16 protein-coding genes are annotated in these 16,835 nt (G+C 33.4%); 15 read left to right on the forward strand and 1 reads right to left on the reverse strand.

Features of this window, described 5'->3' with window-relative positions; all coding sequences use genetic code 11:
* Positions 1-142: 142 nt before the first annotated feature.
* Positions 143-1,912: an oleate hydratase gene (locus DW114_RS00625; RefSeq protein WP_117451395.1), complete on the forward strand. Its 1,770-nt coding sequence runs from the start codon at positions 143-145 to the stop codon at positions 1,910-1,912.
* A gap of 295 nt (positions 1,913-2,207) precedes the next feature.
* A complete protein-coding gene (locus DW114_RS00630) occupies positions 2,208-3,026 on the forward strand; it encodes a Cof-type HAD-IIB family hydrolase (RefSeq protein WP_117451397.1) in 819 nt (272 codons plus the stop codon).
* 41 nt (positions 3,027-3,067) lie between these two features.
* Here DW114_RS00630 and DW114_RS00635 read toward each other — a convergent pair whose 3' ends face one another.
* Positions 3,068-4,963, reverse strand: coding sequence for a BglG family transcription antiterminator (locus tag DW114_RS00635; protein ID WP_117451399.1), 1,896 nt, complete (start codon positions 4,961-4,963; stop codon positions 3,068-3,070).
* A 193-nt stretch (positions 4,964-5,156) separates the two neighbouring features.
* Here DW114_RS00635 and DW114_RS00640 point away from each other — a divergent pair, with 193 nt between their 5' ends.
* From DW114_RS00640 to DW114_RS00700, 13 genes are all read left to right on the forward strand, one after another.
* A complete protein-coding gene (locus tag DW114_RS00640) occupies positions 5,157-5,471 on the forward strand; it encodes a PTS sugar transporter subunit IIB (protein ID WP_117451401.1) in 315 nt (104 codons plus the stop codon).
* A 26-nt stretch (positions 5,472-5,497) separates the two neighbouring features.
* Entirely contained in the window at positions 5,498-6,793 is a 1,296-nt protein-coding gene (locus tag DW114_RS00645) for a PTS sugar transporter subunit IIC (RefSeq protein ID WP_117451403.1), read from the forward strand.
* A 17-nt stretch (positions 6,794-6,810) separates the two neighbouring features.
* Positions 6,811-7,146 carry a PTS lactose/cellobiose transporter subunit IIA gene (locus tag DW114_RS00650; RefSeq protein ID WP_117451405.1) on the forward strand — a complete coding sequence of 112 codons (336 nt, stop codon included), beginning with the start codon at positions 6,811-6,813 and terminating at the stop codon, positions 7,144-7,146.
* Entirely contained in the window at positions 7,130-8,575 is a 1,446-nt protein-coding gene (locus DW114_RS00655; RefSeq protein ID WP_117451407.1) for a glycoside hydrolase family 1 protein, read from the forward strand. The genes DW114_RS00650 and DW114_RS00655 overlap by 17 nt, the downstream gene beginning before the upstream one ends.
* A gap of 197 nt (positions 8,576-8,772) precedes the next feature.
* The gene (locus tag DW114_RS00660; RefSeq protein ID WP_117451409.1) at positions 8,773-9,303 is read left to right on the forward strand and encodes a hypothetical protein; all 531 of its coding nucleotides are present in this window, start codon (positions 8,773-8,775) and stop codon (positions 9,301-9,303) included.
* 136 nt (positions 9,304-9,439) lie between these two features.
* Positions 9,440-10,567 carry a DUF362 domain-containing protein gene (locus DW114_RS00665; RefSeq protein WP_117451411.1) on the forward strand — a complete coding sequence of 376 codons (1,128 nt, stop codon included), beginning with the start codon at positions 9,440-9,442 and terminating at the stop codon, positions 10,565-10,567.
* A 152-nt stretch (positions 10,568-10,719) separates the two neighbouring features.
* A complete protein-coding gene (locus DW114_RS00670) occupies positions 10,720-11,463 on the forward strand; it encodes a phosphatase (RefSeq protein ID WP_117451985.1) in 744 nt (247 codons plus the stop codon).
* 66 nt (positions 11,464-11,529) lie between these two features.
* On the forward strand, positions 11,530-12,414 hold the full coding sequence (locus tag DW114_RS00675) for a sugar phosphate isomerase/epimerase family protein (protein WP_117451413.1): 885 nt from the start codon (positions 11,530-11,532) through the stop codon (positions 12,412-12,414).
* Complete coding sequence (locus DW114_RS00680) at positions 12,411-13,508, forward strand: NAD(P)-binding domain-containing protein (protein WP_158552174.1); 1,098 nt, start codon at positions 12,411-12,413, stop codon at positions 13,506-13,508. The genes DW114_RS00675 and DW114_RS00680 overlap by 4 nt, the downstream gene beginning before the upstream one ends.
* A 24-nt stretch (positions 13,509-13,532) precedes the next feature.
* On the forward strand, positions 13,533-14,144 hold the full coding sequence (locus tag DW114_RS00685; protein WP_117451417.1) for a bifunctional 4-hydroxy-2-oxoglutarate aldolase/2-dehydro-3-deoxy-phosphogluconate aldolase: 612 nt from the start codon (positions 13,533-13,535) through the stop codon (positions 14,142-14,144).
* 21 nt (positions 14,145-14,165) lie between these two features.
* On the forward strand, positions 14,166-16,058 hold the full coding sequence (locus tag DW114_RS00690; protein WP_158552175.1) for a BglG family transcription antiterminator: 1,893 nt from the start codon (positions 14,166-14,168) through the stop codon (positions 16,056-16,058).
* A 1-nt stretch (position 16,059) separates the two neighbouring features.
* A complete protein-coding gene (locus tag DW114_RS00695) occupies positions 16,060-16,530 on the forward strand; it encodes a PTS sugar transporter subunit IIA (protein ID WP_117451421.1) in 471 nt (156 codons plus the stop codon).
* Positions 16,521-16,835: a PTS fructose transporter subunit IIB gene (locus tag DW114_RS00700; protein ID WP_117451423.1), complete on the forward strand. Its 315-nt coding sequence runs from the start codon at positions 16,521-16,523 to the stop codon at positions 16,833-16,835. The genes DW114_RS00695 and DW114_RS00700 overlap by 10 nt, the downstream gene beginning before the upstream one ends.

The raw sequence follows: 16,835 nt of genomic DNA on the forward strand, positions 1-16,835 counted from the left end.
TAGACACCAAAGGGGTTATGTCAAAATTTTAGACAGATACAGGCAAGTGTGAAAACTTTCAACACGGGCAAAGTCGTGTCTATGGTGGCAATTTAAAATTCACGTTATCCTATAGGTGTAAAAACAAACGGAGGTAATGGATATGTATTATAGTAATGGTAATTATGAAGCATTTGCACGTCCTTTAAAACCAGCTGGAGTTGATCGTAAATCAGCGTATCTTGTTGGTTCTGGTTTAGCATCTTTGGCAGCCGCATGTTTCCTGGTTCGTGATGGACAGTTGAAAGGGGAACATATACATATTTTAGAAGAATTAAATATCGCAGGTGGTGCATGTGATGGTATCAAAGATCCAACCAAAGGATTTATTATCCGTGGTGGTCGTGAAATGGAAAATCATTTTGAATGTTTATGGGATTTGTTCCGTTCTATTCCTTCTATTGAAACAGAGGGTGTATCTGTTTTAGATGAATATTATTGGTTAAATAAAGCAGATCCTAACTATTCTTTGATGCGTGCGACAATTAATCGTGGAGAAGATGCTCATACAGATGGAAAATTTGCGCTAAGTGATGAAGCTGCTATGGAAATCATGAAATTGTTCTTTACGAAGGATGAAGATTTATATGATAAAACCATCAATGATGTATTTGATGAAGAATTTTTTAAGAGTAATTTCTGGTTATATTGGAGAACCATGTTTGCCTTTGAACAATGGCACAGTGCTTTGGAAATGAAGTTATATATCCAGCGTTTTATTCACCATATTGGTGGTTTACCAGATTTCTCTGCATTAAAGTTCACAAAATATAATCAATATGAATCTTTGATTTTGCCTATGATTAAATACTTGGAAGCACATCATGTGCAATTCCAGTATGATACTAAAGTCACAAACGTAATTTTTGATATCAAAGATGATAAAAAAGTCGCAAAACAGATTGTATGTATCCATGGTGGAAAAGAAGAAACAATCGATTTAATCGAAGATGATTTGGTATTTGTGACAAATGGCAGCTGTACAGAAAATTCCAGTCTTGGTGATGAAAACCATGCCCCAGAATTTAAAACGGAAAATGGTGGCTGTTGGCAGTTATGGAGAAATATCGCAGCACAGGATCCAAGCTTTGGACATCCGGATAAATTCTGTACTGATACAGAAAAAACATATTGGGAATCCGCAACCATTACAACATTAGATGATAAGATTCCACCATATTTGGAGAAGATTTGTAAACGTGATCCATTCGCAGGGAAAGTCACAACCGGTGGTATTGTAACCGCAAAAGATTCTAACTGGTTATTAAGTTGGACAATCAACCGCCAGCCACACTTCAAAGATCAGCCCAAAGATCAGCTAGTCATCTGGTTCTATGGATTATTTGGCGATGTGCCAGGAAACTATATTAAGAAACCGATGAGAGAATGTACAGGTATAGAAATCACAGAAGAATGGTTATATCACTTAGGTGTTCCAGAAGATGAAATCCATGATATGGCAGTCAATTCTGCACGTTGTATCCCATGTATGATGCCTTATATTACTGCATTCTTTATGCCTCGTACCAAAGGAGATCGACCAAAGGTTGTGCCTGATGGATGTGTAAACTTTGCATTTATCGGTCAGTTTGCGGATACAGTTCGTGATACAGTCTTTACAACCGAATATTCCGTAAGAACAGCAATGGAAGCTGTATATACATTATTAGATGTTGATCGTGGTGTTCCTGAAGTATTTAATTCTTGTTACGACGTTCGTGTATTATTGGATAGTACGTATAAGATGATGGATGGTAAAAAACTATCAGAAATTGAATTGCCTTGGATGATGAAAGTCATTGAAAAGAAAGGTTTAAAGAAGATTCAGGGAACCGTTATCGAAGAATTATTACAGCGATATCATTTGATTTAATAAGGGGTCGTATGCGATGCATACGGCTTTTCTTTCTTTATTTTTCAGGAAAACGTGATGATTTTGATAAAAGTCGCCCTAAAAACGTGATGATTTGCATAAAACTCGTCCAAAAAATGTGATTTTTCTTGAAAAAGTCCCCCTAAAAACGTGATTTATCTGCTTTAAATGCCCATTTTAAAGGGTTTTGTGAATTTGTACGAAATTTTCTATTCTATGAAAACGTAATCCATTGTATGTAACTCCAAAATAAGGTACGATTGTGTATGAGAAAAAGGCTAGGAGGTTAAGGTACATGGTAAATGGATTAGATATAAAAGCAGTTATGTGTGATGTAGATGGTACAATATTGGGTAATGCTGGAGTTGTGACTGAAAAGACAGTCAAAGCAATCAAAAAGTTAAAAGAAAAAGGTATTCTTTTTGGTTTATGTACAGGGCGTGATGTAAAGAGTGTAAGAAATCAGCTTGGTGAATGGGGAATTGAAGGTCTAGTAGATGCCATTGTTGGAAGCGGTGGCGGTGAAGTTTTTGATGTAACGTTGGATTTTGATAAAGCAAGTTTTCCTTTAGATGGTGCATTGATCAAAGAAATTATTGCGCATTATGAAGATTTAAATGTAAATTTTGCGATTCCATATGATGGATTGTTGTTTGCGCCAAAGGATGATGATTTAATTAAAATGCTTTCTAAGGCAGATGGTATTGATTATCGTGTCGTAGATTTTGATGAATTTTTAGCGGAGCCAAAACCAAAAGTAATGTTGGTATTTGAGCCAGAATACATGGATACAGTAATTGAAAGAAGTAAGACATTCCATAATGATAACTATAAATCATCAGGATTAATTACGGCAAGTGTATTGTATGAATATATGGATCCAAGAGTCACAAAGACATATGGCTTGGAGGAAATTATGGGATTACACGGCTGGACAATGGATAATCTTTGTACCTTTGGGGATGCTGATAATGATCATGACATGACGTTAAACGCTGGTGTTGGTGTGGTCATGGAAAATGGCAGTGAGCTGACAAAGAGTGTTGCGGATTATATCACAGGCGATTGTGACCATGATGGTATTGCGGAGTTTGTGGAAAAATATTTATTGTAGAAGAAAAATACCGTTTCCAATGGGCAGGAAATGGTATTTTTTTATTCATATAAAGCAATAATGGTATTCATAAATTCATCATATGATTTGACATTAACTAATCGTTCTAGATTTTCATCATCACTGCATGTTCCTGCAAGAAAGGAAAATACATCTGAAAAATTAGAAAAGTCACGCTTATTAATACATACCATAAAGATAATTCTTACGGAAGTATTTCCCCATAAAACAGGAGTTTTTAATATTGATACTTCTATCACTGTTTTGTTAGCGTAAAAATCAATAGGATGTGGTATTGCAATCATACCAAAATTGGTAGCGGATATCTTTTCTCTATCAAATATTTTCTGTTTAAATTCTTCTTGTACATAACCAAGAGAGTGTAAAGCATCACTCATTTGATTGATAGCATCTTCTTTTGATTGGTACTTTGCATGGAGGGTAAACAACTTTTTATCAATGAGCTTTCTTAGTAAATCAATTGTTTTATCCCTTGCTTTTGCTTTTTTTAATCGTTTGATCATGATGCTGATATTGTCTTTATCATTTTCATTGAAAAAATTTGATATCAACACACAATGATTTCCTTTATTCACAGGAATTGTGGAAAGAATAATATCACATGATATATCCTCTAATTCAATAGGATTTGTGACAATAGATGAAATCATCATATCATCGTGAAAGTACGTTTCAATTTTTTTAAACTGTTGATTATAATAAGAATAATATTGTGGACAGACCAAAACTGCTTTTAACTTATCTCTGATGCTATTTAATTCCTCTATTCGAGCACCGATATGTAAAGCAATATAGGCGATTTCATCATCATATACTTCCACATGTTGTTCCTTGCTGATTAAATTAGAAATATAAACAGCAATGTCATAGATAAATGGGGAAGTAGATTTTATATTATATAATAATGGATTATGAATGGAAATTTGTTCTTTTAGGCGAATCAACATATTTTTAATATGTAAAGAAAATGCGATGACGAATTCATTGGTATTTAAATCAATGTCATAAATTTTGTAAATTTCAGATATGATGTAGCTTACCAATGATAATATTTCATTACTTACAGATAATTTTGTACGATCAATTCCTTCGATTTCTTTATTTCTGATAGCTCTTGTCATTAAGAGCAGTGTAAACTGATAACGATTACTACTAGTGAATTTCACTTTATAAATTTCTTCGAGTGATTTGCACACTTCATCAATAATTGATACAAAATGGTGATTTAAATCTCTAAATTCTTGATGCATATCCTCATTGATTTGTGTCAGAGATAAAGATTGCTGCTGATCCATCGCGATTAATATATGAAGTAATAAATTAATCAGGGAATATTCATCCATAAAGAAATGTGCATCGTTTAGCTTTTGTATGAGAATATCACGGATTTCTTCTGCATTATAATTTTGAAAGATATCATTCAGTGTTGACAGACTGACCAGTGAATTTTCTGCTTCACCATAAATTAGCTGAATCATAAGAGCTTTTTTATCTTTTGTGGTACCATTGATAAATAATTGATTATTTTTTGTTTTAAGGACCAGACCATATTTTTCAATACTGCGTCTGATCTTTTTTATTTCATTTTGTAGGGTAACTTCTGAAATACATAAATATTCAGCAAGATTATCTATATCAAAGCGATAATTATTTACCAAAAGATTTCGTAGAATATAGGATTTTCTTTCTTCATAGGTCAAAGGAATAGAGTAATCTTCTTTTAACTCTAATGATTGCTTAACGATAATTCCTTTTGATGTAGTTTCTATACAATCCTGATACTCTTCTTTGATCTCTTTTAAGTAATTTTGTATGGTTCTTTGAGTAACATTAAAATGAGCAGCAATAGATTTGGTAGTTAATAATTCTGTATGAGAATTGTTTAAGAATTGTATGATATCTCTTTTCGTGACCATTTCATATACCTCCCAATATGAACCATTTTATGAAACATGATACATATTATATCTTAATTTACAATCAAATTATACCGTTTCATGATATTTTAAAAAAGTTCCAAAATTTCGTCATTGAATGAAAATGCTAAACTTTTTTTGTTATGTAAGTTTTCGCATAATAGTGGTGTAAGTTGAAAGGAGGCAAAAACAAATGCCAAAATATAATATCTTATTGTGCTGTGGAGCAGGAATGAGTTCTGGATTTTTAGCACAACGAGCACAAAAAGCTGCAGACATGAAACAAGCAGATATCAATATCGATGCCAAAAGTCAAAGTGTGGTAGAAGATGTATTAGAGGATTATCAATTATTACTCTTAGGACCTCATTATGAATCACACTTAGATGAATTTGAGGAAATGGCAGAGCCATATGATATTCCAGTCGCAGTGATTCCACAAAAAATCTATGGAGCGCTTGATGGAGAAGGACTTGTAGATTTCGCATTAGAGCAATTAGAAAAATAATATTATGTAAAACAAGGAGAGCAAATATGAAAAAATTAATGGACTGGCTTCAGAATTCATTAACGCCAGCAGTACAAAGATTTACTAATAGGCCATGGGTATCTGGATTTTCTGCAGGTATCGTCAAATGTTTACCATTTATCTTAACCGGTTGTGTCATTTTCTTCTATAATGTTGTACAACCATATTTTCCAAACTTTTTACCAAATCTAAGTGATGTTACGACATATACATTCAATCTGTTAGCTCTGTTAGTATCATTTATGATGGTGTATCAGTTAATGGGATCTTTGAAACATCGTGGATATCAGGTTGTCGGAGGGTTAACTGGTATCTGTGCATATATTCTAACAATGAAAGGAACCATTGTGGATGGAGTATATTCTGTTACATGGAACCGTTTTGGACCTACGGGTATTGTAGTTGCAATTATTGTAGGATTATACGTTGCATTTATCTTCCATATGGTTGCTAAGATGAAATTGTTTAAAAATAATAAAACTGTTCCAGAGTTTGTTCAGGAATGGATTAAAAATATTATACCGATTTTTATAACAATTCTTACCATGAAGATATTAATTATCGATTTTGATGTAGATTTATATCCATTGGTATTATTGATTTTTGAACCAGTACAGGCAATCGCACAAACATATCCTGGTTTCTTATTGGTTATCTTTATTCCAGTATTCTTCTATTCTCTTGGTATATCTGGCTGGACTTGGTCAGGTCCTAGAAATGCTATCTTTATTCCTGCACAGGCTGCCAATGTTGCGGCAGTAGCAGCTGGCGGTATTGCGACAAATCTAACAACTTCAGAAGTATGTAATGGAATCGCTTTATGTGTATTGGGTGGTATGGGATGTACACTAGCATTTAATATTCTATTGCTAACATCAAAAAGTAAACGATTAAAAACTTTAGGTAAAGTATGTATTGGACCTTCTATTTTCAACATTAATGAACCAGTATTGTATGGAGCACCAATGGTATTTAATCCAGTTCTAATGCTTCCAATGTATATTTGTACCTTTGTAAATGCAACGATTGTATATGTTATTATGAAAATGGGATTATTAGCTGTTCCTACTATTGAACTTGCAATGGTCGCAACTATTCCAGCACCTATTTCAACTGTTATGTTTACAGGCGATATGATGGGAATTCTGTGGTGGGCAGTCGTTCTTGCGTTGGATATCATCATTTATTATCCATTCTTCAAAACATTTGAAAAAGTAACAATGGCAGAAGAAGAGATGAAACTTTTAAAAAAAGAAGAACGAAAAGAAGTGAAGAATACAGAAACGAAAGCAATCGCTTAAAGGGGTGACGTTGTTATATGGATGAAAAAATTATAAATGTAGCTATGGAAATCATTCTGCATGCAGGTGAAGCAAGAAATTTGGCCACAAAAGCGATGATTGCAGAAATGGATGGAGAAAAAGATAAAGCACAGGAGTTGTTAGTTTCTGCAAAAGAAAATGTAAAAAAAGCACATCTATCACAGACCAAGGTAATTCAGGATGAAGCAAGAGGCGATAAAATCGAAATATGCTTATTGTTTATACATGCACAGGATACATTGATGACAATTGCATCAGAAGTGAATGTGATGGAACAAATGATGAAGATGAATAGAAAACTGGAGGAAAAAATTAATGGAATATGTAAATAGTTTCCCTAAAGGCTTCTTATGGGGAGCCGCAACGAGTGCTTATCAATGTGAAGGCGCTGCAAACGAAGATGGAAAAAAAGACAATCAACAGGATGTTATCAATCGTGAAATTCACGATGAATATGGATATGCAGATGCCAGTGTTACAAGTGATCATTATCATCACTATAAAGAAGATGTAGCACTAATGGCAGAAATGGGATTTACGTCTTATCGTTTTTCCATCAACTGGTCAAGAGTACTGCCAGATGGAGTAGGTGAACCAAATCCAAAAGGTGTAGAATTTTATCACAATTTAATTGATGAATTAAGAGCTCATCATATTGAACCGATTGTCACTATGTGGCATTATGATTTACCCATGGCTTTAGTTGAGAAATATGGTGGATGGGCGAATCGCCAAATTGTAGATGATTTTGAGTATTATGCAAGATTTATTTTGAATGAATATAAAGATAAGGTACGTTATTGGTTAACAATCAATGAACAAAGTATTGTAGTAAATTATATTGACCGTAAAAATAAAATCTCAATGGAAGATAAATTTAATCCGAAATTCCGTTATCAGGCAAATCATTATATGAATTTAGCACATGCAAAGGCTGCAATTGCTGTTCATGAAATAGTACCAAATGGGCAATGTGGTGCAGCATTGGATATGGCACCGTACTATCCACATACATGTGCACCTCAGGATGTTCTTGCTGCTAAAAATGCGAATGCGTTTAAAAATTATTTCTATATGGATGCATATTTTAAGGGTGTGTATACAGATTCTGTTATGGCATATTTAAAACGTCAGGGTCTTGAATTTGAAATACAGGAAGGTGATATGGATTTAATTAAAAAAGGTTCAGAATGTTTTGATTTCCTTGGCATCAACTATTACCAAAGTGCCTGTGTAAAAGCACCTACACCTGGGGCAGCACGACGCTCTAAACAGAACAATAAAATCGGTAAAGGAGGAGATGTTGTTTACGAAGTGCAGCCAGATTTATTTGAAGGCTGTAAAAATGAATTCATTGGCGCTACAGATTTCTCTATGCCAATTGATCCAATGGGACTACAATATGTGTTAGAAGATATTAATGATCGTTATCATAAACCTATGATGATTTGTGAAAATGGATTTGGCGCATATGATACATTAGAAAAAGATGGTACAATACATGATCCTTATCGTATTGAATATATTAGAGAACATATCAAAGCCATGAAAAATGCAATTTCAAATGGTGTGCAGCTGATTGCATATAACCCATGGTCCGCATTTGACTTACTATCCACAAGCAATGGAATCGCCAAGCGTTATGGATTTATTTACGTTGACCGCAGCGATGATGATGTGAAAGAATGCAAACGATATAAAAAAGATTCATTCTATTGGTATAAAAATGTTATCGCAACAAATGGAAAAAATTTAGAATAGATAGTAAAAGCAGTATAACAATTTTAAGCTATACTGCTTTTATAATTTTTACCAAAAGATTAAAATCAGGGGAATATAAAGGCGTTTTATAATCATTGTTGGAAATTGGTATAAGTTTCTGAAAAAATCAGTATACGAAAAGATATCATGTATGGTACAATGGACTGGACTTTAAAAAAATAAGAAAGGATGCAGCTATGTCCATTCAACCAAATGATAAATACGTTTATGTATTATTAACAAAATTTTCTGATAGAGCTTCTAAAGCCATCAGAGGATTGACAAGATCTTCTTATACGCATGCTTCTATTGGTATTGATGAGAAATACGAAGAATTTTATAGTATTGTGACCAAAGGATTTCGCAGGGAACAATTCCATAGATTCTCTAAAGAATGCAGGTTAGAAACGCCATGCCGGTTATATAAAATTCATGTTAGTGATGAGGTATATGAAGAAATTTGTATCATCTTAAAACGGCATGAGGCTAGATCTAAACATTATAAGTATAGTAAATTGGGAGTGGCTTTATGTCTTTTGCATATCGGACATAAAATCAACCATCGCTATTTCTGTTCACAGTTTGTGGCAGAAATTCTACAAAGCAGTCAGGTAATATCTTCAAAAAAATCCAGTTCTTTATTTTTACCAGATGATTTTATGGATATAAAAGAGCTTGATTTATGCTATTGCGGTAATCTCGATGGCTTGTTGGATTTGGCGTATTAAAATATAAATTTTTATAAAAATACTGTTTAAATAGCAGTATTTTTTTAATATTCTAAAAAGTGATTCTGATTAAATATTGCTATGTGAATTTATTTGGTATAAAATGGATTTAGTAAATATAAGGAGGAAATAGGATATGGAAAAATCAAAGGTTTATTTTACAGATATGCGTGCATTGCCTGGTACAAACCTGCCTCAGAAATTGAATAAGTTAGTCAGAGTAGCTGGTATCGGAAATATTGATTTTGAGAAAAAGATGGTTGCGATAAAAATTCATTTTGGAGAACCGGGAAATCTTTCTTATCTACGCCCAAACTATGCAAAAGTTATCGTTGATGTTGTGAAGTCATTAGGTGGTATGCCTTTTTTGACTGATTGTAATACACTTTATGTTGGTCGTAGAAAGAATGCATTAGATCATATGGAGGCAGCATATGAAAATGGCTTTTCACCATTTAGTACTGGATGCCATGTGATCATTGGTGATGGTTTAAAAGGTACTGATGATGTAGAGGTACCTGTTGTGAATGGAGAATTATGTAAGAGTGCAAAAATTGGCCGTGCGATTATGGATGCGGATGTATTTATTTCATTAAGCCACTTTAAAGGACATGAATGTACTGGATTTGGAGGAACTTTAAAGAATATTGGTATGGGATGTGGTTCACGTGCAGGAAAAATGGATCAACATAAATCTGGTAAGCCAAGTGTAGATAAATCTATCTGTACAGGTTGTCATATGTGCTTTAAAAATTGTGCACATGGTGCGATCAGTTTTGATGAAAACAATCACGCTTCTATTGATCATGATAAATGTGTTGGTTGTGGCCGTTGTATGGGTGCTTGTAATTATGATGCTATTTATAACGAAAATGATAGTGCAAATGATGATTTAAATAAAAAAATCGCGGAATATAGCAAAGCTGTTGTGGACGGCAGACCTAACTTCCATATTAATTTAGTTATTGATATTTCACCATATTGCGATTGTCATGCGGAAAATGATGCGCCGATTTTACCTGATGTTGGTATGTTTGCTAGTTTTGATCCTGTTGCATTAGATCAGGCTTGCGCAGATGCCTGCAATGCACAAACACCAATGCCAAACAGTTTGTTAAATGATCATATGCATGAGGAAGGATTCCATGATCATCATGATCACTTTACGAATACAACACCTGAAACAAATTGGAAGGTATGCTTGGAACATGCGGAAAAGATTGGTTTAGGTACAAGAGAATATGAATTGATTGAAGTGAAATAAGTAAGCAGCGAAAGCTGCTTTTCTTTTGCGAAAAATACGCGGATAACGTATTTTTTAATTATATATTTTTCAACCTATTGTTGCAGAAATCTAGTTTTTAATGAAAGGCTCTCTATGGTACTGTGATAAAAAAGCAGGAAGGAAGAATGAAAATGAAAATCAGATTAGAAGATATAGAACTAGATGTACATACACATACCATTGCCAGTGGACATGCTTTTGGTACAATTCGTGAAATGGCATATGCAGCAAAGTATGAAAAAAACTTACAGCTTTTAGGTTTTAGTGAGCATGATCAGGGGATACCGGGGGCATGTGATCCTATTTATTTTAGAAATTTAGATGTAGCTCCAAAATGTTTATATGGTTTACCAATACTATATGGTGCAGAAGTAAATATCTTAGATGGAAAATTGTCTATGGACGATAAAACACTTGATTTATTAGATTATGCGATTGCGGGCTTTCACTTGCATTGTTATCAAAGTAAAGACAAAAAAACAAATACAGAAAATATGATAGAGGCAATGAAACATCCTAAAATACATATTATTTCACATCCAGATGACGCAAACATTCCATTAGATTATGAGAAGATTGTGCAGGTGGCTAAAGATCATCATGTCCTTATAGAGATAAACAATAATTCTTTAAGAAATCTTGATATTAGAAAAAATGTCATAGAAAATGATCATTTATTATTGAATCTGTGTAAATATTACAAAGTGAAGATACTTTTAAGCAGTGATGCGCATGATCCTTCAGATATCAAAAACTATCAAGAGATTCAGCAATATTTTTATGATATTGATTTTCCAGATGAACTCATTATGAATTATACAAAAGATGACTTTCTTTCATTCATACAAAAGAAGATTTTTGCAACAGCTAGTTGAAATTCGTTGATTAAACTTCAAAACGGAAACATGATAGTATGAAATCAGAAAGAAAGGAGCGAGCGTATGAAAAATATTACATACATACCATCATTACTTGTGTCAAATGTTTTTGATCCTTGTATAAAAACACCAGAAGATTCTATAGAACTATATCGTAGATTAAAAACACAGGGTCATTATACAAGTATTGAAACCAGGCTAGTGGAAGGAGAAGAATTTATTCAAGCATTTCTTGATTTGAAACCAGATTGGAGAATTACTTATTGGACAACAGGACAGTTAGGTAGAGCTGGATTAAATCTTAGTGATTTATGCGAAGAGAACAGAATAAAAGCAGTAGAAAAAGTAAAAGAAATGATTACAACTTCTACCAAAACTCATGGAGAATTTATTGGATTAGCAAGTGGAAAAATGGTCGATGGCAAGCGTGCAGATGGCTTATGTCAATTTGAAAAATCCCTTAAAGAATTATTGCTTTATATACAGGAACAAGGCTATCCTACAAAGCTTCTGGTAGAACCATTAGATGCTTTTGCACATAAAAAGAATGTGTTGGGAGATACCAAGACAACATTGGAGTTCCTATCAAGATTCGATAAATCTGTATTTCAAGACCAAAAATTGTCCATTAGCTGGGATAGTGCACATGTGGCATTAAACAAAGATGATTTCAAAGAAAGCATCCAAGCTTTAGCACCATATATTTCACGTGTACATTTTGCGAATGCCATTTTAGATGAAACGAATCCACGTTTTGGTGATTGGCATATTGATTTATGTGAAGAAGGATTTTTAAATCAACAAGTCGCAAGAGATATATTAGAAGCATTAGATGAAGTCAGTTCTGGAGAAATTCTTGTCACAATGGAAATCAGAGAAAGCGATAAGGAAAAAGTATGGGCATTAGAAGATAAATGTTATCACTTTTTGCAGGATGTTATCCAATGAATCATACCATTCTGATTATAGGCGCTGGGAAAAGTGGCAGAGGATTTTTACCACAATATATTGATTCAAAAGATCATATTTTGTTTGTGGATAAGGATGAAGCTCTCATTGATAAATTGGAAGCATCTAAAAATTATGAGATATCATTTTATGGTAATACGAAACCTGCTAAGAATATTTTTAATTATCAGGCTTATTGTGCGACACAGAAAAATTATCAATACTGTTTAACACATTGTGATATGGTCGCAGTTTCTATAGGATTAGAGCATTATGAAGAATTGGCAAATAATTTGAAACCATATTGCCATCTTCTGAAAGATAAAGCAATCGTAACATTTGAAAATGGAATAGATGTAGCATCTAAATTACAAGGATTTTTAGGTGTTGAAGATATTCAAATAAGTGAAGGCAGTATTTTTTGTACAACCAATACCATGCATGAAATTGATATCATCTCTCAGGATATATGTTACTTGCCAATCAAAAATAAAGCATTAGATCAAATATATCTGGAAAATGTAACTCCAATAGAAGATTTTCATCTTTTTATGGAACGTAAGCTTTATACATATAATTTATTATCTGCTTTGTTTTGTTACTCAGGATATTTAAAAGGATACAAACTGTTACATGAAGCAGCATTAGATATCGAAATACGAAAAGATGCAGAAGATTTAATGCAATCTTTAAATCCTATTTTAGCAGACTATTTTCATGTATCATTACATGATCAACAGGTTTTTGCGCAAGGTGCAATAGATAAATTTTCAAATCCATTTATTCAGGACAGTATACAGCGTAATTGTAGAGATGTTAAGCGTAAACTGGAAGCAAACGAAAGATTTATGAGGCCTTTTGTATTACTACATCAAGCACAAAAGGATGCAAATATCCTTTTGAAATCGATAGCAGCAGCGCTTGTATATGATGAAAAGGAAGAATCTAAACAAGGAGTCCGCTTGTTGGAAACAATGGAAATAGATGATAAATCTTATACAATCATTAAGAAATATTATACAGAGTATATGCAAAAAAGTTGCAACAAGCCATTGCAACAGGCTGACTTTGAAAAGGAAATATGCAAGGTATAATGAAATTGTAAGGAAGGTGATGGAATGAAAGGTTATGTAACAGTTATATTGCGGGGTTATACTTATGAACAAGTAAAAACCGTATGTGAAGTATTAAAGATGGGATCCAAAGTGAAAAATGTAGAAATTACGCTCAATACAGAAAATGCTTTGGATACAATTAAAAAAATCGTATCACAATATCAAGGAGCGTTATGTATAGGCGCAGGAACTGTCATACATTTTGATGATTTAAAAGCAGTAATTGCATTGGGTGTTTCCTTCGTGTTATCGCCAATTGGTTTTACACAAGAAATGATTCAATATTGTAAAGAACATCATGTGACTTCTATACCAGCAGCATTTACACCAAGTGAGATTTATCATCAAATACAATTAGGCGCTGATATTATTAAAGTTTTCCCCGCAAATGAAGTATCACAAAATTACGCAAATAAAGTTTGTGAACCATTAGGAACATTACCATTGATGGCAGTTGGTGGCGTAAACAGTGGCAATGTAAAAGAGATATTAACGAAAGGGGGATATACATACGCAGGAAGTGCAGGCGGTATTTTCAAAAAAGAAGATATTTTACAACAAAATGTAGAAAATCTAAAAAAATCACTTCTTATCTTTGAAGAACAGCTGCCCTGATCAATGAAAGCAGGTGAAGGTATGGTTTCAAAAAGGTTAGATCAATTAATGGCAATCTTGATTAAACAAAAAAAGGTATTAACGGTAGCTGACTATGCAGAATTGCTGGGTGTTAGTAAACGTACAATTTATTCTGATTTAGATAAGATAAAACCGTTAATGGAGAAAAAGGGTTATCAAATACAAACAATGCCGGGACAAGGAATCAGGGTTCAGAAAAATACAGATGTGGCGACGTACGATAACATAGATGATGGAGAAGAGGATTATTATCCAGAAACAAGAAGATTTATTCTGTTACAGCGAATCATTATTGAAGAAATACCTTGTCAAATAGAGGATATCAGTGATGAGTTTTATGTTTCTGTAAGTTCTATCAGAAATGATATTGATATTTTGAATCGTCGCTATGTTACTTCAGGAGCACAGTTATGTGTTGAAAAAATGCATATCTGTATCAAAGGCAGTGAGGAACAGATTCAAAGATTGATGTTGATGGCGAGTGAAGATGCAGTGAGTCAATCCATGAAATTAACAGAGATATATGATGATGTTATCGTAAAGACATGTTTTGATATCATACGAAGTTTTGAAGATATCAGAAAAATGGAAATACCAGAGCATTACTTTAACCATATCGTGAATATCATGGTCATATTGACAACCAGATGTATACAAAATCACCATATTCAAGCCCTTCAGGATGCTTTGTTATTAGATAAAATCATGGAACAGCCGAATATGTTGCTGGCTAGGGAAATCTTATCTTTCATCACAAAAAAGATCACGGTAGAATTTACTGAAGCAGACTACCACTATTTCGCAAATTATCTGATTGCGGATAGAATACAGTTTCCAAGCACGGAAACAATCCCTGAAACAGAGATAGAAATCTTTTATCGAATCATTCATAAAATGGAAGAATTATTAAATGTGAATATCTTTCAGTATGAGGATATTGTGAAAAATCTTTTACTACATTTACATGCCATGGTATTTCGCTTACGTACAGGAATTAATTTACAAAATGAACTTTTAGAACAAACGAAAAAAGAATTCGGTTCTATGTTTGAATTAACATGGTTCGTGTTGGACAGTGAAAGTGAAGCATTACATATAAAATTAAGTGAAGATGAAGTAGGGTTTGTGATGATTCATTTTCAAAACATTGTAGACCTTGAGAAGAAGAGCAAGAAAGTATTATTGATTTGTCCTTTAGGTATCGCATCAAGTCAAATGGTTTTAAATCGTATCAAAAACGTATTGCCGCCATTAGATATATTGGAGGTTGCTTCCGTTGAAAAAGCACTAAGAATTAATTTGGAATCCATTGATTTCATCATATCTACAGTAGAAATTGAGATGCGTAAACCAACCATTGTTGTATCAGCATTAATGGGCGATATGGATATTCAAAATATACGAGCTTTTTATCAGGATATTGTTTTTCAGAAAGAGAAAAAAAGAAGTGTAGACAAAAGTATTTTGTCCCAGTATCTACGAGCTGAAAATATACTTGTTGGAAATGAAACAGATAAAGAAACAGTGATTCATCATATGGTAACACATTTGGTAGAAAAGGGTATTGTACAGAAAGAATACGAAGCAACACTTTTGAAGCGTGAACAGCAAGGCGCAACAGATAACAGATATGGGGTAGCAATTCCGCATGGAAATCTAAACTTTGTGAATAAGACTACAGTTTCCATCTGGATTGGAGAAAAACCAATAAAGTGGACCAATCATAGTGTACATATGGCAATTTTCTTCAATGTCAATAAACAGGATCTTATGAGCTGTAAAGCGATACTGGATGAAATTTATCACCTGATAAAATCAGAAGAATTGGAAAAACTGTTTGAAACAGGAATCACAAAAAAGAATTTCCTGGAATGTATAGATTGGGAGGAGTAACATGATTTGCAAAGAATTGGTCATGGTAAATGAGCCAGTGACAACACAAGAGGAAGCGATTAATCGATTATGCAAAGAGGCAGAAACATTAGGCTTGCTTAACAATCAAGAAGAATATAAAAAAGCAGTGTATCAAAGGGAGCATGAATTTTCTACAGCAGTTGGTTTTGATGTTGCGATTCCACATGGCATGAGTGATGCAGTTAATGAAGCGTTTATCGCATATATGAAAACAGAAAAAGAAATCAACTGGGGTGAAGCTGAAACAAAACCAGTAGAATTAATCTTTATGATTGGTGTTCCTTTAAAGGATAAAAATGTATTACATCTAAAATTTATTTCACAGATATCCAAAAATCTGATGAAACCGGAATTTAGAGAGCATTTAAAATCCTGTAATACAAAAGAAGAAGCATTTGAGTTTTTAAAACAGATCAATGATGACATCAGAAAGGAGATCGTATGTTTGTAGTTGGTATCACAGCGTGTCCTACAGGGATTGCCCACACCTATATGGCACAGGAAGCATTAGAAAGTGAATGTAAAAAAAGAGGGTATGAATATCATTTTGAAACACAGGGAAGTATTGGTATTGAAAATGAATTAAGCGAAGAGGATATAGAACGTGCAGATATGATTATTTTAGCCGTTAGTATCCAAATTGAAGAAGAAGAGCGATTTGAAGGAAAAGATATTTATTATGGAAATGTGGATGAAGCAATATCTTATCCAGAACGTGTCGTTGATAAAGCTTTACAACATTATAATTTGAAATAG

The organism is Absiella sp. AM09-50 (assembly GCF_003433845.1).
Classification (GTDB): Bacteria; Bacillota_I; Bacilli_A; order Erysipelotrichales; family Erysipelotrichaceae; genus Hoskinsella; species Hoskinsella hominis.